At 46.6% G+C, this 22,565-nt stretch carries 22 protein-coding genes; 13 read left to right on the top strand and 9 right to left on the bottom strand.

The features are described from left to right. Positions 1-68: 68 nt before the first annotated feature. From CPZ25_RS07865 to thrC, 4 genes are read right to left on the bottom strand one after another with little or no spacing between them, the layout of a single operon-like run. Positions 69-437, bottom strand: a complete 369-nt coding sequence (locus CPZ25_RS07865) for a DUF1622 domain-containing protein (protein ID WP_058693795.1) — start codon at positions 435-437, stop codon at positions 69-71. Between the two features lie 2 nt (positions 438-439). Continuing rightward, positions 440-874, bottom strand: a complete 435-nt coding sequence (locus CPZ25_RS07860) for an ACT domain-containing protein (RefSeq protein ID WP_013381444.1) — start codon at positions 872-874, stop codon at positions 440-442. 10 nt (positions 875-884) lie between these two features. Continuing rightward, a complete protein-coding gene (thrB, locus tag CPZ25_RS07855) occupies positions 885-1,778 on the bottom strand; it encodes a homoserine kinase (protein WP_058693797.1) in 894 nt (297 codons plus the stop codon). Between the two features lie 15 nt (positions 1,779-1,793). Further along, the gene (gene thrC, locus CPZ25_RS07850) at positions 1,794-3,296 is read right to left on the bottom strand and encodes a threonine synthase (RefSeq protein WP_096920426.1); all 1,503 of its coding nucleotides are present in this window, start codon (positions 3,294-3,296) and stop codon (positions 1,794-1,796) included. 107 nt (positions 3,297-3,403) lie between these two features. Between thrC and CPZ25_RS07845 the strand changes: the two genes are divergently transcribed. The 9 genes from CPZ25_RS07845 (at position 3,404) to CPZ25_RS07805 (ending at position 12,496) form a co-directional block, all read left to right on the top strand. After that, the gene (locus CPZ25_RS07845; protein WP_058693799.1) at positions 3,404-4,648 is read left to right on the top strand and encodes a homoserine dehydrogenase; all 1,245 of its coding nucleotides are present in this window, start codon (positions 3,404-3,406) and stop codon (positions 4,646-4,648) included. 36 nt (positions 4,649-4,684) lie between these two features. Continuing rightward, on the top strand, positions 4,685-5,893 hold the full coding sequence (locus CPZ25_RS07840) for an aspartate kinase (protein ID WP_013381440.1): 1,209 nt from the start codon (positions 4,685-4,687) through the stop codon (positions 5,891-5,893). Between the two features lie 115 nt (positions 5,894-6,008). Then, positions 6,009-6,422: a hypothetical protein gene (locus tag CPZ25_RS07835; protein WP_058693800.1), complete on the top strand. Its 414-nt coding sequence runs from the start codon at positions 6,009-6,011 to the stop codon at positions 6,420-6,422. A gap of 109 nt (positions 6,423-6,531) precedes the next feature. Next, the gene (locus CPZ25_RS07830; RefSeq protein WP_096920427.1) at positions 6,532-7,956 is read left to right on the top strand and encodes a hypothetical protein; all 1,425 of its coding nucleotides are present in this window, start codon (positions 6,532-6,534) and stop codon (positions 7,954-7,956) included. Positions 7,957-8,117: 161 nt separating this feature from the next. Beyond that, positions 8,118-9,026 carry a quinolinate synthase NadA gene (gene nadA / locus CPZ25_RS07825; RefSeq protein ID WP_096920428.1) on the top strand — a complete coding sequence of 303 codons (909 nt, stop codon included), beginning with the start codon at positions 8,118-8,120 and terminating at the stop codon, positions 9,024-9,026. 14 nt (positions 9,027-9,040) lie between these two features. Then, positions 9,041-10,339, top strand: a complete 1,299-nt coding sequence (locus CPZ25_RS07820) for an L-aspartate oxidase (protein WP_074617631.1) — start codon at positions 9,041-9,043, stop codon at positions 10,337-10,339. Further along, a complete protein-coding gene (nadC, locus tag CPZ25_RS07815; RefSeq protein ID WP_096920429.1) occupies positions 10,317-11,177 on the top strand; it encodes a carboxylating nicotinate-nucleotide diphosphorylase in 861 nt (286 codons plus the stop codon). Before CPZ25_RS07820 ends, nadC begins: the two co-directional genes overlap by 23 nt. A 29-nt stretch (positions 11,178-11,206) precedes the next feature. Beyond that, positions 11,207-11,719, top strand: a complete 513-nt coding sequence (locus CPZ25_RS07810; protein WP_096920430.1) for a transcription repressor NadR — start codon at positions 11,207-11,209, stop codon at positions 11,717-11,719. Positions 11,720-11,860: 141 nt separating this feature from the next. Further along, on the top strand, positions 11,861-12,496 hold the full coding sequence (locus CPZ25_RS07805) for a chitobiase/beta-hexosaminidase C-terminal domain-containing protein (protein WP_058693806.1): 636 nt from the start codon (positions 11,861-11,863) through the stop codon (positions 12,494-12,496). Between the two features lie 84 nt (positions 12,497-12,580). Here CPZ25_RS07805 and CPZ25_RS07800 read toward each other — a convergent pair whose 3' ends face one another. From CPZ25_RS07800 to glpK, 5 genes are all read right to left on the bottom strand, one after another. Further along, positions 12,581-12,940, bottom strand: a complete 360-nt coding sequence (locus CPZ25_RS07800) for a DUF1667 domain-containing protein (RefSeq protein ID WP_013381377.1) — start codon at positions 12,938-12,940, stop codon at positions 12,581-12,583. Then, entirely contained in the window at positions 12,937-14,211 is a 1,275-nt protein-coding gene (locus CPZ25_RS07795) for an NAD(P)/FAD-dependent oxidoreductase (RefSeq protein WP_058693807.1), read from the bottom strand. The genes CPZ25_RS07800 and CPZ25_RS07795 overlap by 4 nt, the downstream gene beginning before the upstream one ends. 3 nt (positions 14,212-14,214) lie before the next feature. After that, positions 14,215-15,702 carry an NAD(P)/FAD-dependent oxidoreductase gene (locus CPZ25_RS07790; protein WP_096920431.1) on the bottom strand — a complete coding sequence of 496 codons (1,488 nt, stop codon included), beginning with the start codon at positions 15,700-15,702 and terminating at the stop codon, positions 14,215-14,217. A 140-nt stretch (positions 15,703-15,842) separates the two neighbouring features. Continuing rightward, positions 15,843-16,475, bottom strand: a complete 633-nt coding sequence (locus tag CPZ25_RS07785) for a glycerol-3-phosphate responsive antiterminator (protein ID WP_058693809.1) — start codon at positions 16,473-16,475, stop codon at positions 15,843-15,845. Positions 16,476-16,637: 162 nt separating this feature from the next. Next, positions 16,638-18,134, bottom strand: coding sequence for a glycerol kinase GlpK (gene glpK, locus CPZ25_RS07780; protein WP_013381373.1), 1,497 nt, complete (start codon positions 18,132-18,134; stop codon positions 16,638-16,640). Positions 18,135-18,688: 554 nt separating this feature from the next. Here glpK and dhaK point away from each other — a divergent pair. The 4 genes from dhaK to CPZ25_RS07760 all read left to right on the top strand — a co-directional run bounded on the left by dhaK (position 18,689) and on the right by CPZ25_RS07760 (position 22,438). Further along, positions 18,689-19,681, top strand: coding sequence for a dihydroxyacetone kinase subunit DhaK (dhaK, locus tag CPZ25_RS07775; protein ID WP_038350668.1), 993 nt, complete (start codon positions 18,689-18,691; stop codon positions 19,679-19,681). A gap of 167 nt (positions 19,682-19,848) precedes the next feature. Continuing rightward, the gene (gene dhaL / locus CPZ25_RS07770; protein ID WP_058693810.1) at positions 19,849-20,490 is read left to right on the top strand and encodes a dihydroxyacetone kinase subunit DhaL; all 642 of its coding nucleotides are present in this window, start codon (positions 19,849-19,851) and stop codon (positions 20,488-20,490) included. A gap of 3 nt (positions 20,491-20,493) precedes the next feature. Next, complete coding sequence (dhaM, locus tag CPZ25_RS07765; RefSeq protein WP_013381369.1) at positions 20,494-20,877, top strand: dihydroxyacetone kinase phosphoryl donor subunit DhaM; 384 nt, start codon at positions 20,494-20,496, stop codon at positions 20,875-20,877. A gap of 169 nt (positions 20,878-21,046) precedes the next feature. Next, positions 21,047-22,438 carry a VanZ family protein gene (locus CPZ25_RS07760; protein WP_167495188.1) on the top strand — a complete coding sequence of 464 codons (1,392 nt, stop codon included), beginning with the start codon at positions 21,047-21,049 and terminating at the stop codon, positions 22,436-22,438. The last annotated feature ends 127 nt before the right edge of the window (positions 22,439-22,565 follow it).

Raw genomic sequence — 22,565 nt, 5'->3', positions numbered from 1 at the left:
TGAGAAGCCAGAAACATCAGGGCATGAGAAAAGCCTTTCAGGATCAATCAGACCTGAAAGGCTTTTGTTTATTGGGGAGTGTCTCTGTTTTCTTTGCTTTCCTGAATGAGATTGTCCTTACGGACCTCCGATTCCTCGTTTTTAATTTCCCAGTGGATCAGAGCGGTCAGGGCAGCGCGCAGCAGGATGATCCCGCCGACAATGATAAGCTCGCTGGGCTGGCGGACAATGACAGTCCGCAGAATTTCACTGCCAAGCTTGAACTCAAGCGCCATGGCCATACCCTTAGCCAGATCCAGACGGGTGGAGGGCCTGCGGCGGACATAACCCCAGATACCCTTGATGCCGGACCAGATTAATACGCCCACGCCAACGTACTCGAAGAACAGGATCGCGTACTGGACAATGGTGTTCAGTACTTCTTCCAGAATTTCCATGGCTATTCCATTGCCACCAGATTAACGTTATGGACACCGCGCAGCACCACCAGGTCACCGACAAGATCCTCAATGCTTCCCAGAAGGTCCTTTCCATCCAGGGTCAGGATGACAACGGCAGCGTGGTTGATGGGAATGTCCTGGTGGATGGTGATGATGCTGGTCTTGTGCTCCCGCAGAATGTTGAGCACATTGGACAGGATACCGGGTTCGTCGTCAAGGATCATGGAAATCGTGAATTTTCGTCCAAAATCCTCAGAAGGCTTAAAAATATAATCCTTGTATTTGTAGTAGGTGCTCCGGCTGATGCCGACGCGCTTCACCGCGTCACTGACCGACTTGCATTGGGAAGATTCCAGCAGAATACGGGCTTCCACCACCTTGCTGTAATACTCCGGCAGTATTTTCTTGCTGACAATCAGATAATCACGTATCATAAGCTCCTCCTTACGAGTGCTGATCGGTACAAACGCCTGTGTTGTCCGGCTCCAGCTTGAGCAGGGTCCATCCCGGCAGCTTTTCTTTTAAATACTTACCCATTTTCATATAAAACTGGTCATTGTCTCTGGTGGTAATGGCCAGAATAGTAGGACCGGCGCCGCTGATACAGGTGTTAAGTGCGCCCAGCTCCCTGGCTTTTTTGCTAACCTCACCGTAATGGGCGATGAGGCCTTCGCGGTAGGGCTGGTGCAGCTTGTCCTCAACGCTGACCTTAAGGATATCCGGCCGCCCTTCAGTCAGGGCGAGGTAGGTCATAGTTGCGCGGGACACATTAAACACTGCATCCTTGTGGAATACTTTTTTCGGCAGCGCTTTGCGGGCCTCCATGGTGGACAGGGTAAAGTCCGGGATAAGGCCGTAAAATTCAAAACACTGTGAAACCTCTTTCTTGATATAATGGTTGTCTTCCTTGAGTCCAAGGGAAACCACCAGGCCGCCGAACATGGCCGGTGCTACATTGTCGGGGTGGCCCTCCATTTCAACGGCCATGTCAAAGAGCTCCTTACCCGTCAGGGGAGCGCCGCAGAGAGTATTGGCCCCCACCAGGCCGCCGACAATACAGGCGGCAGAGCTGCCCAGACCGCGGCTTACAGGAATGTTGACGTCGGTGTAAATGTAAATGCCCTTTGGCCGGTAGTGGACACGGTTAAAGACCTTGAGCATGGCCTTGTAGACCAGGTTGGATTTACCCTGGTAGCGCCGTTCGACGCCTCGGATGGTAAGCTTGCCGTTGTCCCTTTCCTCAAAGCTGAAGATGTTATATAACTGAAAAGCCATACCGAAGGCATCAAAGCCAGGTCCGATATTGGCTGTTGTTGCGGGTACGCGTACTTTTATCATGAATGGTTCACTCTCCTATTTGTCTAAAAATGCTGTGATGCAGCCGGCCATTTCCTCCGGCGTACAGACTTTGTCGTGACGGTTTTCTTTCTGATCCAGATCTCTCAGCGGAACGGGGATTTCCGTTTCGGTCCGGGCGGCCAGCTCCTTGAGGACTGCGTAATCGTCCATGCCCTCAGGTACTTCGCCGAAAATGCTCTCATAGACACTGCGGCCAAATTTGTAAGGGCTGGCAGTGGACAGGATAATGGTTGGGGTCTCAACATCGCCAGTATCCGCGCGGTAGTCGCTGTAGACCTTGCTGGCAACAGCGGTGTGCGGGTCCATGAGGTAGTGGTTGTACTCAAACATGTGCTTAATGGCTCCGGCGGTTTCTTCCTCGTTGGCGCAGCCAGCGTAGAAAAGGTGGTCATCGCCAAGGAAGAGCAGCTCGCGGTCCAGTGCGTAGGTGCCGTCTGCGTTCAGCTGGCTCATCAGGCCTGCGATCATCTCGCTGTTGCCGCCTGTAATGTCATAGAGCAGACGTTCCAGGTTACTGGAAATCAGAATATCCATGGACGGGGACATGGTCTTATAAAAATCGCGGTTGCGGTCATATTTGCCAGTGTTAAAAAAGTCGGTCAGGATGTTGTTTTTATTGGACGCGCAGATGAGCCGGCTGACGGGCAGGCCAATGGCGCGGGCATAGTAGCCAGCCAGAATGTTTCCGAAGTTACCAGTCGGTACCACAAAGTTGACGGCTTCGCCAAGGTCGATGACCGCTTTTTTGTAAAGCTGTATATAGCTGTAAAAATAGTACACGATCTGAGGCAGCAGGCGGCCAATGTTGATGGAGTTGGCTGAGGAAAAAACGTAGCCCTGCCCGCGCAGCTCTTCGATCAGGCCGCTGTTATTCAGAATTTCCTTGACGCCGTTCTGGGTATCGTCAAAATTGCCGGCCACACCGATGACACAGGTGTTGTCGCCGTCCTGGGTCAGCATCTGTTTTTCCTGGATGGTGCTGACGCCGTCCTTTGGATAGTAGACTACAATGTTGATGTGGGGCACCTTGGCAAAGCCCTCGAGAGCCGCCTTTCCAGTATCGCCGGAGGTTGCGGTCAGTATAACGATATCCTTGCTGATATCGGCGTTTTTCATGGCTGTTGTCATCAGGTAAGGGAGAATGGTCAGGGCCATATCCTTGAACGCACAGGTAGGGCCGTGATAAAGCTCAAGAAAATAACGATCATCTACTTTTTTAAGGGAAACGGGTTCCTCATTCTCAAATTTTCCGGTATAATAGGCATTGTGGACACAGTCTTTGATCTGTTCTTCACTGAAGTCGTCCAAAAAGTATTTGAAAATCTCAAAAGCCAACTCTCCGTAGGTTGCATCCTTCAAGGCTGTCAGGTCAATTTTTATGTCATGGATGAATGAAGGGACGAATAAGCCGCCATCCTTGGCGATTCCTTTGATAATTCCTTCTGACGCGGACACGTTTGCTTCGCCTCCGCGTGTGCTGACATATTTTTCTTTCATAGTTCCTCCAAAATTTTTATTGAATATCCTTAATATATATGATAAAATGTTTTCGAAATAAAAACAAGTGTTTTTTTCATGAATACATTTACAGAGGTGAAAATCATTTGAATATTGGATTATTGGGGTTTGGAACTATCGGAACCGGTGTTTACGAGCTCATCAATTTAAACAAGGGACGGTTCGCCAAGAACCTGGACGAAAAAGTTGTGATCACCAAAATTCTGGATAAAGATCCCAACAAGAAGGTAGCTGAGGAAGACAAGGTGGCGCGTGTGGTTACCAACCCGGATGACATTATGGACGATCCGGATATTGAGATTGTCATTGCGCTTCTCGGCGGTATGGATTTTGAGTATGGCCTGATCAAGCGGGCGCTTCAGAGCGGCAAGCATGTGGTAACCGCCAACAAGGCCGTTATATCAGAGTATTTTGAAGAGCTGCTGACCATCGCGGCGGAAAACAATGTTATTCTGCGCTATGAGGCCAGCGTCGGCGGCGGGATTCCTATTATCGGCTCTTTAAAGGAAGAATTAAAGATTAACCGCGTCAATGAAATCAAGGGAATTCTCAACGGGACCACCAATTTCATTCTGTCCAAGATGACCGAGGAAGGCGCTGATTTTGCAGATACCCTGAAGCTGGCCCAGAGCATTGGCTTTGCAGAGGCAGACCCGACAGCCGATATTGAGGGCTATGATGTTTCCAGAAAACTGGCGATTTTATCCTCGCTGGCCTACGGCGGTATCATCAAGGATGAGGATGTGCGCAAGCGCGGCCTGTCTGATGTACGCGCAGTGGATATCGAGATGGCCGGCGATTACGGCTATATCATCAAGTATCTGGGCCATTCCGTACTAAAAGAAGGTAACCAGGTTTACACAACAGTGGAACCGGTTATGTTCAAGGAAGCCTCCATCATGAGTAATGTCAATTCCGAATTTAACATTATCTCCATTGTGGGCGATATTATCGGTGAGCTTCAGTTTTACGGCAAGGGCGCAGGCAAGGACGCTACCGCCAATGCTGTGGTGGGGGATGCCCTTTACATCATCAATTGCATAAAAGACAACAATTTCCCGAAACCGCTGGTCTTCAGGAAACAGCTGGATAAAAAAGGTGTGGGCGCCTTTAAGGGCAAGTATTACCTGCGTGTGGACATTGACAGCCACGAGACCTTCGAGCACGCCTTAAACGCTGTGGATGAGGTCTGCGCGCGCAAAAATATTATCGTCAGCGACAACCGGGTCTTCTTTATGACAGAGCCGGTGGAGGCAGATGTCTTTGACGCCATGGTTGCCAAAATCAAGGAAAAACAAAGCGAGTGCTTCTACGCGCGCATTTATGAATAAATAATATAAAGAGAACATTGTAAAAGAGGAGTATGTATGGAAGATTTAATTGTGCAGAAGTACGGCGGCACCAGCGTCGGCACGGTTGAAAAAATTAAGCGAGTCGCGAGGCGGATCGTGGAGACCAAAAATGCCGGCAACAAGGTTGTCGTGGTTGTTTCCGCCATGGGAAAGACCACCGACGAGCTGGTGGATCTGGCCCTGGCCATCAATCCGAATCCGCCGAGCCGCGAGATGGATGTGTTGCTGGCCACAGGTGAGCAGGTATCCATTTCCCTTTTAGCTATGGCCATTCAGACCATCGGCCATGATGTGGTGTCCCTGACAGGCGCTCAGTGCGGCATCCAGACATCGGATGTGCACAAGCGCGCCCGTATCAGCGGTATTGATACGGCCCGTATCGAGAGAGAGCTCGCCGATGAAAAAATTGTCATTGTGGCTGGTTTTCAGGGAGTGGACGAAAACCGCGATATCACGACCTTGGGCCGGGGCGGCTCTGATACCAGTGCAGTAGCTATTGCAGCGGCTTTAGAGGCAAAATGCTGCGAAATTTACACGGATGTGGACGGGGTCTACAATGCCGACCCGCGCGTTGTGCCTACAGCCACCAAAATGGACGAGGTCTCCTATCAGGAGGTCCTTGAAATGGCCAGCCTTGGCGCAGGTGTTCTGCACCCGCGTTCTGTGGAGCTTGCCGAAAAATTTAAAATGCCGCTCATCGTGAGATCGAGCTATAATAATAACGAAGGAACGATTATCAAGGAGGATGTTAAAATGGAAAAAGTGTTAGTTAGAGGAATTGCGTTAGACGAAAATATCGCTAAAATATCAATTTTTGAAGTACCGGACCAGCCGGGGATTGCCTTCAAGCTTTTCAGTATGCTGGCCTCTGCCAATATTCATGTCGACATGATCGTACAGAATGTCAACCGCACCGCGGTCAACGATATCTCATTCACTGTCGACGCCGATGAGCTTCAGGAAGCCGTAGAAGTATCCCAGAAGTTCGCCTTTGAGGTCGAAGCCCAGAAGGTTGCCTTTGACAAGGGCGTTGCCAAACTGTCCGTTGTGGGAACTGGCATTGTCGCCAATGCGGAGATTGCCTCCAAATTCTTTGAATCCCTCTTTGAGCTTGGCATCAATATCCAGACCATCAGCACCTCTGAAATCAAAATTTCCTGCCTCATTGATAAGGAACGGGCCAAGGAAGCCATGATCCATATTCATAAAAAATTCGATATGTAATATAGAATATCCCCCGGATTGCGTAAGGCAGTCCGGATTTTTTTATCCCCGGCTTTTCATCAGGGAAAATCTGCGCTATAATATAAAGTAAGAAATCGATCTGAGGAGGGAAAGTATGAAAACAATTCAGGATTTTGCGGCACTGTTAGACGGCAGAGAATATAAAAAGGAAATGACAGAGGATGAAATCATACAGGCCAGAGAACTTGGCTTTGTCATTGTCTTTGGCTGCTCCGACGACCGGACGGTTTTTCATGGCGCCATCGAGGAGGAACGCCAGACCGTAGACGGCGGCACCCTTTATATTACGGAAAAGGGACTGTTCGAGGACTGTTCATGTAACTGTATCTACTCACAGGAGGCAAAGGCAAAGGCCATCCCCATCGAGGTAAGATGGTGTAAGGGCCCCTATGTCTGGTCCTACAAAACTCAGATCCCCCACGAAAGCTTTGAGATCATCGACAATCAGCCCGCAGAAAACCTTAAATTCTGCCAGGGGATGGTGTTCAAACTGAAAGAAATAGAATAAAAATAAGCCTTTGCGCAGCGTGCATAGAAGACACGCTGCCTTTTTATTTGTTTCATTTCAGACGCCTTTGGGTAATCAAAGAATATGATAAAAAAAGGAGAAATTTGAAATGGAAAAAACCATTGGTGACAATCGAAGGCTCAGAAATGGCTTTATTGCTTATTTTATTGTTTTGATCGCCCTGGGGGCGGTTTTAATTCCTGTGCTGCCGGGCGGGCCGCTGCCTCTTGAAATTGCATTCTTAATTTTATTTCCAGGTATTCCCGGTACGGTGGTGTGGTACATTACCAATAACGGCCCCCAAAAGACACCGAAGGAGTGGCTGCAATACAACTGGTACGGTGTTGTGCTTTCCGTTGTCATTATCCTAACCGCTTTGCTGCTGCTTTTGCCGCAGTTCCGTTACCCGACAGATTACCTGTTCTTTACCCAGACCTTTGATGAGAATATTCCCCGGGCAATCGAGAATGGACGGGCCTTTGAGGGCATTCTTCAAAATCTTTTTTCAGGCCTGACACCAGAAAGTGCCTGGATGCTCAGAGCCTTTAACGTGGCCTTTCTTGTACTTTTTGGCCTGCTGCTGGACCAGTGGCGCCGGAGCAAATCCCACAATGACCTGGTGGCCTTTCTGGTAACCACAGTTCTTATGGCCTTTTCAGTGATCACAGATTTTACCGCCTATGCGAGTCTGGTTTCCTTTATTCCAGCCGTCTGCTGTGCCGGCGTCTGTGTTATTCTGTATGACCGGTTTGACAGCGCCCTGGCAGACCGTGACCTTAAAACCGCTTATATTGCTCTGCTGCTGTCACTGGTCTTTTTGCTTGTAACCTTTCTGCTGGCTCAGGTTCCCACCATGGTGACTTTTGTTTTGCTGACCGGCTACGTTTATTTTAACAGGGCAGCCAATTCCTCAGTGAAATACGTCGGCTTTTTTGCTTTGCTCTTTGTGTGGGGGACTGCCATCTATTTTGGCATTGCTCAGGCTTTGGCAGGCTCAGTACAGCGGGTGCTGAACCTTGGGCTGGACCCGGTAAGCTCACTCGGGGCATTTGGCGGCCGCCTGCTGTGGTTCTTCGGTACCGTAGTGCCAGGCTGTCTGAATAAGATCGTTGAGGCCTTTTTCGGCTCAGCCGTCTACTATAAAGACCCCATCAATCTGGCGGTGACGCCCTATAACCAAATAGTGGCCGGTATTTTTGTACTCTGCGTCCTGTTTTTCTTTATCCTGTCGCTGGTTACTTATTATAAAACCAGACGTAAGGTGGCGGATGTTATTCTGCTGTTGATCTTTGTGCCACTGGCTTTTATGTATTATCTGGTGCTTTTGCCCACGACATTTGCTTCCTATGATACCCTTGGTGTCAACGCTGTTATTGTGTTTATCATGATTTTTGGCATCCGGGATCTGGTGCTTATGGGGCGGGAGACCCCCGGCAAGCTTCAGAAACGGGTTTATGTTTCCATCATCAGCGTTCTTATTTTTCTGCTGATCTTAAACAGCAATCTCTTTACTGTGCAGTTTATTACAGGCTGAGAATAAATCAGTCCAAGGCCTCTTTGTCAGGGATTTTTAGTGGCAAAGGGGTTTTTTTATGGGCTTTTCAGCAAAAACTTTGATAAATTTACATCGATACTTGTTATGTGACAAGACAGATGCTATAATAATTGGAAAGACTGTATACACGGAGGAGAATTATGAACGAAATGGTTGAGCGGATTTTAGAGCTCAAAAAAGAAAAGGATGTTGTGATTCTGGCCCATTACTACGTGACCGGAGACATCCAGGATATAGCTGATTATGTGGGAGACTCCTACCTGCTCAGCAAAAAAGCAGCAGAGGCCAGTGAAAAGGTCATCCTGTTCTGCGGCGTTGAATTTATGGGAGAGAGTGCGAAGATCCTGAGTCCGGACAAAACCGTGCTCCTGCCGGATCTGGAGGCCGACTGCCCAATGGCCCACATGGTAACGCCTGAGGATATCCGAAAGCTCAAAAAAGAGTGCCCTGACGCGGCTGTGGTCTGCTATATCAACTCAACCGCCGAAACCAAAGCCTGGGCCGATGTCTGCGTCACTTCGTCCAACGCTGAGCGCGTCGTGGCCGCCATGCCTCAGAGGGAAATCTACTTCGTACCGGATTCCAATCTTGGCCGCCACATCGCTGAAAAGCTGCCGGAAAAAACCTTCTATTTCCACAATGGCTTCTGTCCAACACATGCCCGTATCAGCGAAGCCCTTGTCAGAAAAGCAAAGGAAGACCATCCCGGAGCCAAGGTGCTCATGCACCCCGAATGCATCCCAGATGCACTGGCGCTGGCCGATTATATCGGAAGCACCTCAGGTATCATCGACTTCCCCGGAAAGGATGGCGGCGACAGCTACATCATCGCTACCGAGGAGGGCGTCATGCACCAGATGAAAAAGCAGTACCCGGACAAGGCCTTTTATATGGTCGATGACCTCTGTATCTGCGAGAATATGAAAAAAAATACCCTGGAAAAAATTCTGCATACCCTGGAAACCCTTGACAATACAATGGAGATGGATGAGGAACTGCGTGTGCAGGCGTCCCGTTCCCTTAAAAAAATGCACGAGTTAGCACAGTAAGGAAGTGTGTGAAAATGAAGAATCATGCCGATGTTATTATCGTCGGAACCGGAGCGGCAGGCCTGTTTTGCGCCCTTAAGCTGCCCCAGCATTTGAGAATTATCATGATTACCAAGGATGAGGCTGAAAACAGCGATTCCTTCCTGGCTCAGGGCGGTATCTGTATGCTAAAGAGCCCTGAAGACTATAAAAGTTATTATGAGGATACCATGAAAGCCGGCCATTACCAGAATGACCCACAGGCTGTATCAGTGATGATCAACAGCTCACCTCACATCATTGACGAGCTGGTTCACTACGGTGTGGATTTCAGGCGGGAGGGCAGCGCATTTGCCTTTACCCGTGAGGGAGCCCACTCTACCCCCAGAATCCTGTTTCACGATGATGTGACCGGCAGGGAAATCACCAGCAAGCTGTTGGAACAGGTAAAAACTCGGAAAAACATTGAATTTCATGAATTTACCACCATGATCGATCTGATCTGCGAAAACAACCGGTGCTCTGGTATTATAGCCAGGAGCAAAACAGGTGACACCTTTCCGCTTTATGCGGAAAACATTGTACTGGCCACAGGGGGCCTTGGCGGTCTGTTCCGCTATTCCACCAACTACCCCCACATTACCGGGGACGCTTTGGGCATTGCCATCCGTCATGGCATTGCGGTAAAAAACATCAATTATATCCAGATTCACCCTACCACTCTGTATTCCCAGAAGCCGGGTCGTTCCTTCCTGATTTCCGAATCCGTCAGGGGAGAGGGCGGTATCCTATTAAACGCCAAGGGCGAGCGCTTTGTCAATGAGCTGCTTCCCAGAGATCTGCTGACTGAGGCCATTGAGAAGCAGAAAGCCATCGATCACAAGGAGTATGTGCGTTTATCTGTGGTCCATCTCGGGGCAGAGGCCATTAAGGGACGCTTCCCCAATATTTACAGGCATTGTCTGGAGGAGGGCTACGATATGACAAGGGAACCTATCCCGGTCACACCGGCACAGCATTACTTTATGGGCGGTATTGAGGTCGACCTGGACAGCCGCACCTCCTTTAAAAATCTGTACGCAGTGGGGGAAACCAGCTGCAACGGCGTTCACGGGGCCAATCGGCTCGCCAGCAATTCTCTGTTGGAGAGCCTGGTTTTTGCAGAAAGGGCAGCCCGGCATATTGCGGCAGAGCCGCGGCGCAGCATGGCCTTTGGGCTGCGGGCGCCCTCGATCCTGCCAGCGCCTGAAGTGGTTCCAGACTACAAATCATTGATATTAGAAGAAATTAAGAGAGAGGACACACATTTTTATGAACAATGGTGCAACAATTAAAATAAATGTTGACGAGGCAATAATGAGTGCCCTGCGGGAGGATGTGACCAGTGAGGACATTACCACAAACGCGGTCATGCGTGAGCCCCGGCAGGGCAGGGCAGAGCTCATCTGTAAGCAGGATGGTGTGCTGGCCGGAATCGGTGTTTTCAGGCGGGTGTTTGAGCTTTTAGACGATACCGCTGCCTTTGAGCTTTACTATGAGGATGGCGATAAGGTATCAGAGGGCGCCGTTATCGGCATTGTCACCGGTGATATCCGCTGTCTGCTCACTGGCGAACGGACTGCTCTGAATTTTCTCCAGCGTATGAGCGGCATCGCTTCCTATACCAGAGGTCTGGCCGACGTGCTGGAGGGCAGCCAGACAAAGCTGTTGGATACGCGTAAAACTACGCCAAATATGCGTGTTTTTGAAAAGTACGCTGTCAAGGTTGGCGGCGGCCATAACCACCGCTATAATCTGTCAGATGGTATTCTGTTGAAGGATAACCATATCGGTGCTGCGGGAAGTGTGAAAAAGGCAGTGGCTATGGCAAAGGAGTATGCCTCTTTTGTACGCAAAATTGAGGTAGAGGTTGAAAATCTTGAAATGCTGGAGGAAGCCCTCGAGGCCGGAGCGGATATTATTATGCTGGATAACATGGACAGTGAGACCATGAGAAAAGCAGTGGCGATGGTTGACGGCCGTGCCGAGACGGAGTGTTCAGGTAATGTTACCCTTGAACGTCTGAGTGAGATTGCTGAGATTGGCGTCGATTATGTCTCCTGCGGTGCGCTGACGCATTCTGCACCCATTCTGGACTTTTCACTCAAGAATCTCAGGCCTATTGAAGCGTAGAATACAGAAAAAGAAAGGTTGGTGATTATTTGGACGGAGAACAGCGGCGCAAAGAGATTATAGATGTGCTCAAAGCGACTAAAATCCCTGTATCCGGCACCTTTCTGGGGAAAAAATTTCATGTCAGCCGGCAGGTTATCGTTCAGGATATCGCCTTGATCCGGGCCAGCTGCCCGGGCATTATCTCCACACACCGCGGTTATATTATGACCCAGCCTGCTTATGTCAGCCGGGTTTTTAAAGTCAGCCACGGGCCTGAACAGATCGAGGATGAGCTTAACCGTATCGTGGATGCAGGCGCAAGGGCTGTGGATGTTTTTGTCAGACATGCCATTTACGGCAAAATTGAAGCTGAGCTCAATGTGTTTTCCAGACGGGATGTGCGCCTCTTTGTGGACAAGGTCAAAAACCATGGTGTAAAGCCTTTGACCGATATTACAGGAGGCGAGCATTATCACACCGTGGAAGCAGATTCCGAGAACATTCTGGATGAGGTGGAAGAGGCTCTTTGGAGTGCAGGTATTCTGATAGGCGTTGAATAAGCATAAAGCAGAAGCAGTTAAATGCTTCTGCTTTTTTCATTGTTCGCAAAAGGACTGAATGGGTATAAATGACAATAAATAAGGGTTTCTTTTTTGATGAAACCGTTATATAATAGATTTATCAAGGAAAAGAGGTAAGAAATGAAAAAGAGACATTTAATCGCACTTTTTATGATTCTTTTGCTCCTGATCCCGTCGCTCAGTGGCTGCGGAAAGGATCTGACCACAAAAATATCTCTGGAATCAGGAGAATACTATGGCGAACAGGAAATCACCCTTTCAAATGCCGGAACCGGGACGATTTATTATACCCTTGACGGCTCCGACCCCAGGGACGGCGGCAATGAATATAATCCTGAAATGCCACTGAAGATCAATTATGACTCAACCCTGAAGGCTTACACAAAAGAGGGCAGCAGCAAGGGTAAGGTGGTCGAGGCTACCTACACCATTAAAAATATGGAACAGACCGATCAAAGCTCAGGCGCGCTGATGTTTACAGCCTATATCCGCGGCACCTATCAGAGCGGCGATTCCAGGATCATCTTTAACCAGGATCGTTCTCTTGAATGGCAGAACGGCTCAGATACAGGCAGCTCACCTTATACCATTACCATGTCCAGCGATGAGGACCCATTAAAGGCGACCCTTACTTACATCAATAATGATGGCAAGGAGGCTAAATACGAAATTGACGCCAATGCCATCTGGCAAGACGGCTCGCTGGTTATCAACGGAACCACTTATCAGCCTGTGGATGATGAAGAAGAGGAATAAAAGACTGATACAGCTAATAAAAAGAACCGCCCAACTGAGCGGTTCTTTTTATGTATAAGAGATTAGTAGGTAAAGAACGAGGATTTATACGCGTGGCATGGTTTTAGTCGCAACAACATCCACACCGGTGCCTAAAACGTCTTTGATGATGACATCGCCCATTTTGACAGGAGCGTCGACGACAATTTTATCAATTTCTTTCATGACATCAAAGATTTTACCCTTTGGCACAGCGTCGGCTGTTTTGACAGGCAGACGGGCCATTAAAGCGCCGTTGATCACAACAGTGGTCGGAATTACGCGTTTAGGGTTGGTGACTTCTTCAATCCCATATTTTTCACCATTTTTACAGGTGTTGCCCGTTACAGTGTATTTGCCGTCTTTTTCTTCAACGACCATTTGGCATCCTAAAGGGCATGAAATACATGTTACATTAGTTTTCATTTTTTTGCCTCCTTCGGTTCGACAATAAATTCTATTTTACCATTTGGGTATTTTTCCAGTACTTCTTTTTTAATATTGAAGTTTACCATTTCAGCAGGCAGGAATTTTCTGGCTTTTTTGGTAGCGATCTTTTCGCCGTTTATATAAGCATTGACAACACTGTCGGCATAAACATTGCGGACGCGCATGTAGAAGGTAAGAGCATCGTCCATGTTCGCTAAAGAAACGTGCTGTGGTACAACATAGGAGATACCTTCGCCGTTGACGGTGTCAAAGTTTGTTTCGGTGGATAATTCACCTTTGATATATTTGGCAGCGCCTTTACCAGCCAGTACAGATTCTTCAGATACAAAGTCAACCAGGTCATGCACATGTACAACATTACCGCAGGCAAACACGCCAGGCATGCTGGTTTCACGCAGTTCACCAACAACCGGACCACTGGTACGGCCATCAATATCAACGCCTGCATTGCGTGAGATTTCATTTTCAGGGATCAAACCAACGGATAAGAGCAGGGTATCACATGGAATGAATTCCTCTGTTCCGGGAATTGGTTTGCGGTCATCACCGACCTGCATCACAGTAACGCCTTCAATGCGGTCCTTGCCGTGGATAAAGGTGATGGTGTGGGATAATTTAAGCGGAATATCATAGTCATCCAGACACTGTACAATGTTACGAACCAAACCGTTGGAGTAAGGCATTAATTCACAGACAGCCTGTACGTGAGCGCCTTCCAGTGTCATACGACGAGCCATGATAAGTCCGATATCGCCGGAGCCCAAGATTACAACTTCCTTACCAGCCATGTAGCCTTCCATGTTGATAAAGCGCTGTGCGGTACCGGCGGTGAAAACGCCAGCGGGACGGTAGCCTGGGATACCAATGGCACCCGCAGTACGTTCGCGGCAGCCCATGGTCAGGATAACGGATTTTGTTTCAATGGCAGTATAACCGTCTTCTTCGTTGATGGCATGGACGATTTTTGTATCGCCTTTGTCTTCCATGTCGAGGACCATGGTGTTTAGCTCATAGGGAATTCCCAGCTCAACAACCTGGTCAATATAACGTTCTGCGTATTCAGGACCTGTCAATTGTTCTTTAAATGTATGTAAGCCGAATCCATTATGGATACACTGGTTCAGGATACCGCCGAGTTCACGGTCACGTTCCAGAATCAGCACATTTTCAGCACCGTCTTTTTTTGCTTCTACAGCCGCAGCAAGGCCAGCAGGGCCGCCGCCTAAAATAACTACATCATAAATCATTGCTTATGCTTCCTCCCCGTTAGATTTTGTTTTTCCGCACAGGATGTATGCCTTGTCTTTGGAGTCGTACATAACATCATCCATTTCACAGCCCAGTTCTCTCGCTAAGATTTCAACAACTCTTGGAGAACAGAAACCACCCTGGCAGCGTCCCATACCGGCACGGCAGCGTTTTTTAACACTTTTAACAGTGGTTGCACCAGCGCTACGGTGAATAACGTCAAGGATTTCGCCTTCTGTGATGGTTTCGCAACGGCAGATGACCTTACCGTATTTAGGATCTTTAGCGATCTGTTCACGTTTTTCTTCTTCAGACAGTTCGTTGAAGTAGACGTGTTTTCTGTTTTTAGGATTAAAGTTTTCATTTTCCTTTACGTCGATGCCCTGGCGCTCGAGCATTGGGATAATGATTTCTTCAACAACATACCAGCCGGCAGCCGGAATAGAGGTCAGGCCCGGAGATTCGTAACCAGCAAAGTTGACGAAATTCTTAACCGGAGATTCTTCGATGATGAAGTCGCCGTCAGTGGTAGTGTAGGTATCCGCAACAGGCGTGTTTCTTGTTCCTGCGTAAGAGCGGATAATTTTGTTGAAGCTGTTCTTTAAGGTCGGGCAGTTTTTCAATGCGTTTTCCTTAATGTAGTCGAGCCTATCCTGTGTGGTGGAGATATCACCCTTTTCAACAGGGGAGGCGTCTGGTCCGATTAACAGGTTGCCGTGTACGGTTGGGGCAACGAGGATACCTTTACCGTTTTTGGTTGGGCAGGGGAAGATAACGTTGTTAACCAGCCCGCCAACTTCTTTGTCAAAGATGAAGTAGTTACCCTTACGCGCTAAAAGCTTGAAGTAAGGCTCTCCAACCATCTTATAGATGTCATCAGCATAAACGCCGGCAGCGTTGACAACAATTTTGGCTTCGATGTCTTCGCCGGTGGTCTTGATTAAGAAGGAACCGTTTTTATTCTGGATATTGGTTACCAGATGGTTCAATTTAAGTGTAACACCATTGTCAACTGCATTTTCAGCAACCTTGGCGCATAATTCGAAAGGTGAAACCAGGCCGGCAGTACCAGCGTATAAAGCACCGCAAATATCAGGATTCAAGTTTGGTTCCATTTCATGGACTTCGTCCTTGAACAGGATACGCATATCCGGAACGCCATTAACCAGACCATTCTGATAGAGTTCGTGGAGTTTCATCATTTCGTGTTCAGTATGGGCAACGACCAGGGAACCAGTGCGTTTGTACGGCACATCCAGATCAGCACATACTTTTTCATACATGATGTTTCCAGGTGCATTAAATTTACCCTTTAATTTATAGGAAGGTGCGTCGAAACCAGCATGAACGATAGCTGAATTTGCCATGGTGATCTGATTTCCCACATCATTTTCTCCATCCAACAGAACCACATCCAACTGAAAGCGGGATAACTCCCGGGCTATGTAGGAACCGGCAATACCAGCGCCTATAATAGCGATATCATACATAATAAATCCTCCTTGATTTGTTATAATATATTTAAAATATAGACAAAGTTAGTTGTTCAATAAAAAAACCACACAATTTTCTCAGAAATTTTAAATACTAAGAAAATTAGTGCGGCTCTCCATTGCCATTGATTTAGTTTTTATTCTCCCTCAGGTTTAAGGGGGTCATCTTCTCTATTTTTTTGCTCACTTTTTATGCTTGAAAAGGCGTCCCATAAAGGCTTGTATGAGGTACTGGCAGAGATCGCACCAGCGTCGATGCAAGAACGAACCTCTTCTTCTGTCTCGATAAATCCGCCAGTGATAATCGGAACCGTCAGTTCCTTTTTTACACTGTGGATAATCTTGGGAACGAGTCCGGGCAAAATCTCAACGGCATCAGGCCGGATCTTTTTTGCCGAGTTGATCGAAACGTCCATGGCGGACGAGTCCAATAAAAACAAACGCTGTATAGTCATCAGACCTTCCTGCTTGGCGCGGGCGACGAGAGAATTCTTCGTCGAGATAATGCCAGTTGGGGTAATCTCTTCCTTTAGATATTTGATGAAATAATTATCCTGCGCATATCCTTTGATAAGATCAAGATGAACAAAGGCATATTTACCGGCATGGTTCACATACTCAACCATTTTTTTGAGGTTGTAGATATTCCCGCCAAGTAAAAAAATAATCTGTGTGTCCGACGCGATGGCGTCGTGGATATCCTTAGGATTTCTGACAGCGGCGATGATCGGATTCGCTTGAAACATAAGAAAACATTTTCTTGTCGACATTAGGTCCTCCTTAAACTCATCTATGCCTGTATTCTAGCATAAAGGCATTCGGAGGTAAATAGTTTTTTTAGACTTTTTATACTTTTGTTAAAGTTTTTGTCGGGAAAGTCCAAAAACTCCCCGACAAAAACCATTCATTTTTACTTTTGACAATAAAGAGGCTTATTCAGCTTCTTCCCATCCTTTTGCACATTCTACGGCTTTTACCCAGCCTTTGTACAGTTTAGCGCGAACTTCGGAATCCATCATTGGTTCGAAGGTTCTGTCGATCTTCCATGCGTCGGTAACTTCTTCTTTACCATGCCAGAAGTCTACAGCTAAACCAGCTAAGTAGGAAGCACCCATAGCGGTGGTTTCAACGATAGACGGTCTGTCTACTGGAACACCGAGGATGTCAGCCTGGAACTGCATTAAGAAATCATTGTTACATGCGCCGCCGTCAACTTTGAGAGATTTCAGAGATACGCCGGAATCTTTTTCCATAGCATCCAGAATGTCTTTTGTCTGATAAGCTAAAGATTCAAGAGTTGCACGGATTAAGTGGCATTTGTTTGCGCCACGGGTTAAACCAACAATCGCGCCACGAGCGTAAGCATCCCAATGCGGAGCACCCAAGCCAGTGAAAGCAGGTACCATGTATACGCCATTTGTATCTGGAACTTTCTTAGCGAAATGTTCGGAGTCTGGGGAGGTATCGATGATCTTTAATTCATCTCTCAGCCACTGGATAGCAGCGCCAGCTACGAAGATAGAACCTTCAAGAGCATAGTCAACCTGTCCGTCAAGGCCCCATGCGATGGTTGTTAATAAGCCGTTTGTAGATTTAACGAATTTTTCGCCTGTGTTCATTAACAGGAAGCAGCCTGTACCGTAGGTGTTTTTAGCCATACCAGGTTCGAAGCAAGCCTGTCCAAACAGAGCAGCCTGCTGGTCACCAGCGATACCGGCAATTGGAATTTCGCCGCCGAATAAGGTAGTGGTTCCGAAAACACCGGAGGAAGGTTTAACTTCTGGTAATAAGGACATTGGGCATTTGAATTCAGAACATAATTTTTCATCCCATTTGAGTGATTTGATATTGAAAAGCATGGTTCTGGAAGCGTTAGAGTAATCTGTTGCGTGAACTCTACCTTCAGTTAATTTCCAGAGCAGCCATGTGTCGATGGTACCAAATGCTAATTCGCCTTTTTCAGCTCTTTCACGAACGCCTTCAACGTGGTCTAAGATCCATAATAATTTAGTAGAAGAGAAGTATGGGTCAAGAATAAGACCAGTATTGTCCTGAACATAATCAGCGAAGCCAGGAATGGCATTAAAGTCATCAGCATAGCTGGCGGTACGGCGGCACTGCCAAACAATTGCGTTATAGACAGGTTCGCCTGTTTTTCTATCCCAAACAACGGTGGTTTCACGCTGGTTTGTAATACCGATCGCAGCGATATCATCAGCGGTTGCGCCAACTTTCGCCATTGCTTCACTTACAACACCACTCTGAGTAGCCCAAATTTCCATCGGATCATGTTCAACCCAACCTGGCTTTGGATAAATCTGAGTAAATTCTTTCTGTGCAACGCTTACAATTTCGCTTTCGTGATTGAATAAAATCGCTCTTGAACTTGTGGTTCCGGCATCCAGTGCTAATACATACTTTTTAGACATAAGTATAACCCCCTAAAATAAATTAAAATATATTTATTTAATTATGCTTCTGAAGATACTATCAGCATAAATAAATCAAGTGTTGATAAATGGTACAGTTCTCATTAAAAAAAGGCACAGACTAACAACATTAACATATTCTTTTTATGCAATGCGAAAGTATGGCCCTCCTAGACTCCTGCCCAATATTTAGATAACAACAATTCTACTGACATGTCTGCGATTACATCACCTTTACATAAGGTATGTCGCACTCAGTTCGATTTAATGATATTATAGCACAATCTGGATATTGTGTAAAGGATTTACAACCTAAAAAAAAAGTTAATTTTTTAACAAATCCGAAAGCCGCCTGTTTAAGCGGCTTCAGACAGATTCTGAAATTTTTTTCAGAAATAATGCTAAATCCCCCAAAAATCATTTTACAGACGAAAAGAGTGTTTTTTTGTTCAACAAACATAAAATTTTGCCAATTGAAAAATTAACTTATCAATTGGGTAAAACTGTGATATAGTATAAAACAAATAAGCAAAGTTCATTAGGAGGGAATTCTTATGAAAAAATTTATCAATGATGTTGAAAACGTTGAAAACGAGATGCTTGAAGGGATCGTCGATGCCCACCCGGATTATGTTAAACGCCTTGAAGGCCTAGACGTACTGGTAAGAGCAGATAAAAAAGAAGGGAAAGTAGCGCTTGTCAGCGGCGGCGGCAGCGGACATGAACCAGCCCACGGCGGTTTTGTCGGCAGAGGGATGCTGGATGCTGCGGTAGCCGGCGCTGTATACACCTCTCCAACACCAGACCAGGTTTATGAAGCCATTAAAGCAGTTGACGCTGGAAATGGTGTATTATTAGTCATCAAGAATTATACCGGTGATGTTATGAATTTTGAAATGGCTGCTGAAATGGCAGAAGGTGACGGCATTGAAGTGGCTTCTGTTGTTACGAACGATGACGTTGCAGTACAGGACAGTCTTTATACAACCGGACGCCGTGGTGTTGCCGGAACAATTTTTGTTCATAAAATTGCCGGAGCCAAGGCAGAAGCAGGCGCTCCTTTAGCAGATGTTAAAGCTGTTGCTGAAAAAGTTATCGCCAATGTACGTACCATGGGCGTTGCCATTAAACCATCAACCGTTCCTGCGGCAGGAAAACCAGGCTTTGAACTGGCAGAGGATGAAATGGAAATCGGTATTGGTATCCATGGCGAACCGGGAACCCACCGCGAAGCTTTAAGACCAGCGAACGAAATCGTAGACCATCTGCTTGAAAAGATTTTAGCAGATATTGACTACTCAGGCTCCGAGGTTGCTGTTATGGTTAACGGCGGCGGTGCAACACCTGCGATGGAACTTTACATTCTCAACAAACGCGTTCACGACGTATTAACCGAAAAGGGCATTAAGATCGCTAAAACCTTTGTTGGCAACTATATGACCTCCATTGATATGGCTGGAGCTTCCATCAGTCTGTTAAAACTGGATGATGAAATGAAGGAACTGCTGAACGCACCGGCAGATACTATTGCATTAACTCAGTTTTAAGTAATTCTTTAAATTAGATATGATATCATAATGACAGGCCGATTTGGCCTGTCATTTTAGAGCATATTAAAAATAACACAGAGACACGGAGAAGGTATGGAGAAGACAGCACGGAACCTCCGGCTCTGTGTCTTTGTGTTTCTTTTAATAGTAGAAAGGAATTAATTATGGCAGCAACAAAAGAAAATGTATTAACTTTTATTCACCTGTTTAATGATAAAATGCAGGAACACCGTCAGGCTTTGACCGATATGGATCAGGCCATCGGTGATGGCGACCACGGTATTAACATGAGCCGCGGCATGAAAGCCGTTGAAGAAAAATTACCGACATTTGAAGAAAAAAATATTGACGATATCTTAAAGGGTGTTGGCATGACATTGGTTTCCACTGTCGGCGGAGCTTCTGGCCCGTTATACGGCACTGCTTTCATGAAAGCTGGAATGACTTCCAAGGGAAAAGATGAACTGACCGCCGAGGATATCAGCGCAGCTCTGGAAGCCGCCATTGAGGGAATTAAGCAGCGCGGTAAGTCCACCACTGGTGAAAAAACCATGCTCGACGCCATTGTGCCGGCTAAAGAAGCCTATGACAAAGCGGTTGGGGAAGGAAAAAGCATCGCCGCCGCACTGGCGGACGCTGAAGCCGCCGCGTGGGACGGCGTTGAATACACCAAGACAATTATTGCGACTAAAGGCCGCGCAAGCTATCTGGGTGAACGCAGCATCGGACATCAGGACCCTGGAGCAACCTCCATTACCTATTTAATTCAGGCAGCGAAAGAAGCCGGAGAACAGGCCGGAGCGTAAACCATGGTAGGAATCGTTGTTGTTTCACACTCACAGAAAGTAGCGGAAGGTGCAAAGGAACTGGCGCTGCAGATGGCAGCCGATGCGAAAATTGCGGCGGCAGGCGGCCTTCAGGATGGCAGCATTGGTACAGATATGGAAAAAATTACCAATGCGATCAACGAAGTTATGTCCGACGATGGCGTTATTATGCTGGTCGATATGGGATCAGCCATCATGACTTCTGAAATGGCCATTGAAATGTCTGACAATCCTGAAAAGATTAAAATCGTCGATACACCTGTTGTTGAGGGAACGATTTTTGGAGCTGTCGAAGCTTCAATCGGATCTTCAATGGAACAGATTATGGATGTTTTGGCACAGGCTAAGACACAGCCAAAATTTTAGCTGATTTATTGTAGGAAAGTTAAGGACTGTACAATTAAGTACGGTCCTTTTTCCTTTTATGAACTGGAATCAAAAAGTCGTTGTTCTTGAAACGCCCTTAAAAATATGATACTATTGTAAAAATATGAGACAAAAATATATTGTTGAAAAGGATGAGGATGAGCATTATATGAATGAAAAGCAAAAGAAAGTAGTTCTCTGGATAAGCGTGGTTGTGTGGATGGGCGTTATCTTCATGTTTTCTGCACAGAATTCCACAGAATCATCCTCCTTAAGCGGAAGTGTGGTCGGGGCCATTCTCCATGCCATTAAGACCGTTTTTCCAGATATACGACAGGTACAGCTGAACCATCTGCAATTGTGGATCAGTTTTTTTATCAGGAAGGCAGCGCACGCCTCGATTTACTTTGTTTTGGGTATATTGGTATACACTGCGATCGGAAAAAAGGTCTGCCGAAAAAAACGTTTTTTTATGGCGATCGCGGTTTGCTTCTTTTATGCGTGTACCGATGAGTTTCACCAGCGTTTTGTTCCGGGCAGAAGCTGTGAACTCAGAGATGTATGTATTGATACCACTGGAGCCCTTTTAGGGATCAGTTTTGTCATTTTTATCAACTGGGTAAGGCGCATCAAAGATGGAAGGCCATGGAAAGAAGCCATCCGCGATATCCGTATCCACGGAATTCTCTGGGGGATTGCCAGCGTCATCTTTGTGATTATTTTATGCTGCCTTTACCTGTATCTCGGTAAGAATTTTCTGGTGACAACAAAGTATACCATGAAATCATCGGATGTGCCAGAAGTCTTTGATGGTTATAAAATACTACAGATATCGGATTTTCACTCGAAAAAATTTTCGGATAATAACGAGGGGCTGGCAAGGACGATTAATGAATTGGAGCCAGATATTATTGTGGCGACCGGTGATATGCTCAATGCCGCTCAGGATGATGACGGAGAGGTGTTTCTGGAACTGATCCCCAAGATAGATCCTGATATTCCGATTTATTACACAGCAGGCAATCATGAGACCGTTGATGAAATAACAGATCCTAAAAGTGCCGGCGTATATTTTGAAAATATTGCAGAGCTGGGCGTTACTCGTCTGGAAAATGAGAAGATCGTTTTGAGTAAAGATGGTGAGAGCATTGACCTGTATGGTTTGGAAATAGAAATGACCTATTACAGAGACCGAAGAAACCCGGATTTCGATAAGCTCAAGCTGACATCAGAGCATATTGGCGAATTGATTGGTTCTGCGGAGGATTCACGGTTTGTGGCTCTGATGGCCCATAACCCACTTTACTTTGAAGCTTATGCCGACTGGGGAGCAGACCTGACATTAGCAGGCCATGTTCATGGCGGGATGATTTATGTGCCTTTTAAAGGGGGAATGTTTTCTCCAGAGTATAGTCTTTGGCCGCAGTACTATGCAGGGGACTATCACATAAATAATAAGGTTATGTTTGTGAACCGAGGGATTGGCAGCAGCGGAACCATACCGGTCCGCATCCTCGACAACCCGGAGGTATGCTTAATTACCCTGGAAAAGATTCAATAAAATGTGTTCTCAATATTCGACAATGCTGTTAAAATTAACAGCACAAAAAATAGATGATTTATAAAATAAAAAATTGATTTATTGGTTGTTTAATAGTATAATCACTTATAAATAAATTAATTAGAAG

Origin of the sequence: Eubacterium maltosivorans (assembly GCF_002441855.2) — a bacterium.
Classification (GTDB): domain Bacteria; phylum Bacillota; class Clostridia; order Eubacteriales; family Eubacteriaceae; genus Eubacterium; species Eubacterium maltosivorans.
Note: the sequence above shows the minus strand (reverse complement) of the source record. Positions and strands in the feature narration are given on the sequence as shown.

Excerpts from the sequence above, each read along its gene's own strand:
- CPZ25_RS07795 (WP_058693807.1), bottom strand. The coding sequence starts at position 14,211 with ATGATTTATGATGTAGTTATTTTAGGCGGCGGCCCTGCTGGCCTTGCT.
- CPZ25_RS07760 (WP_167495188.1), top strand. The coding sequence starts at position 21,047 with ATGAATGAAAAGCAAAAGAAAGTAGTTCTCTGGATAAGCGTGGTTGTG.
- thrC (WP_096920426.1), bottom strand. The coding sequence starts at position 3,296 with ATGAAAGAAAAATATGTCAGCACACGCGGAGGCGAAGCAAACGTGTCC.
- CPZ25_RS07840 (WP_013381440.1), top strand. The coding sequence starts at position 4,685 with ATGGAAGATTTAATTGTGCAGAAGTACGGCGGCACCAGCGTCGGCACG.
- CPZ25_RS07805 (WP_058693806.1), top strand. The coding sequence starts at position 11,861 with ATGAAAAAGAGACATTTAATCGCACTTTTTATGATTCTTTTGCTCCTG.
- CPZ25_RS07865 (WP_058693795.1), bottom strand. The coding sequence starts at position 437 with ATGGAAATTCTGGAAGAAGTACTGAACACCATTGTCCAGTACGCGATC.
- nadC (WP_096920429.1), top strand. The coding sequence starts at position 10,317 with ATGAACAATGGTGCAACAATTAAAATAAATGTTGACGAGGCAATAATG.
- CPZ25_RS07860 (WP_013381444.1), bottom strand. The coding sequence starts at position 874 with ATGATACGTGATTATCTGATTGTCAGCAAGAAAATACTGCCGGAGTAT.
- dhaK (WP_038350668.1), top strand. The coding sequence starts at position 18,689 with ATGAAAAAATTTATCAATGATGTTGAAAACGTTGAAAACGAGATGCTT.
- thrB (WP_058693797.1), bottom strand. The coding sequence starts at position 1,778 with ATGATAAAAGTACGCGTACCCGCAACAACAGCCAATATCGGACCTGGC.
- glpK (WP_013381373.1), bottom strand. The coding sequence starts at position 18,134 with ATGTCTAAAAAGTATGTATTAGCACTGGATGCCGGAACCACAAGTTCA.
- CPZ25_RS07830 (WP_096920427.1), top strand. The coding sequence starts at position 6,532 with ATGGAAAAAACCATTGGTGACAATCGAAGGCTCAGAAATGGCTTTATT.
- dhaM (WP_013381369.1), top strand. The coding sequence starts at position 20,494 with ATGGTAGGAATCGTTGTTGTTTCACACTCACAGAAAGTAGCGGAAGGT.
- CPZ25_RS07790 (WP_096920431.1), bottom strand. The coding sequence starts at position 15,702 with ATGTATGATATCGCTATTATAGGCGCTGGTATTGCCGGTTCCTACATA.
- nadA (WP_096920428.1), top strand. The coding sequence starts at position 8,118 with ATGAACGAAATGGTTGAGCGGATTTTAGAGCTCAAAAAAGAAAAGGAT.
- CPZ25_RS07820 (WP_074617631.1), top strand. The coding sequence starts at position 9,041 with ATGAAGAATCATGCCGATGTTATTATCGTCGGAACCGGAGCGGCAGGC.
- CPZ25_RS07785 (WP_058693809.1), bottom strand. The coding sequence starts at position 16,475 with ATGTCGACAAGAAAATGTTTTCTTATGTTTCAAGCGAATCCGATCATC.
- CPZ25_RS07800 (WP_013381377.1), bottom strand. The coding sequence starts at position 12,940 with ATGAAAACTAATGTAACATGTATTTCATGCCCTTTAGGATGCCAAATG.
- CPZ25_RS07835 (WP_058693800.1), top strand. The coding sequence starts at position 6,009 with ATGAAAACAATTCAGGATTTTGCGGCACTGTTAGACGGCAGAGAATAT.
- dhaL (WP_058693810.1), top strand. The coding sequence starts at position 19,849 with ATGGCAGCAACAAAAGAAAATGTATTAACTTTTATTCACCTGTTTAAT.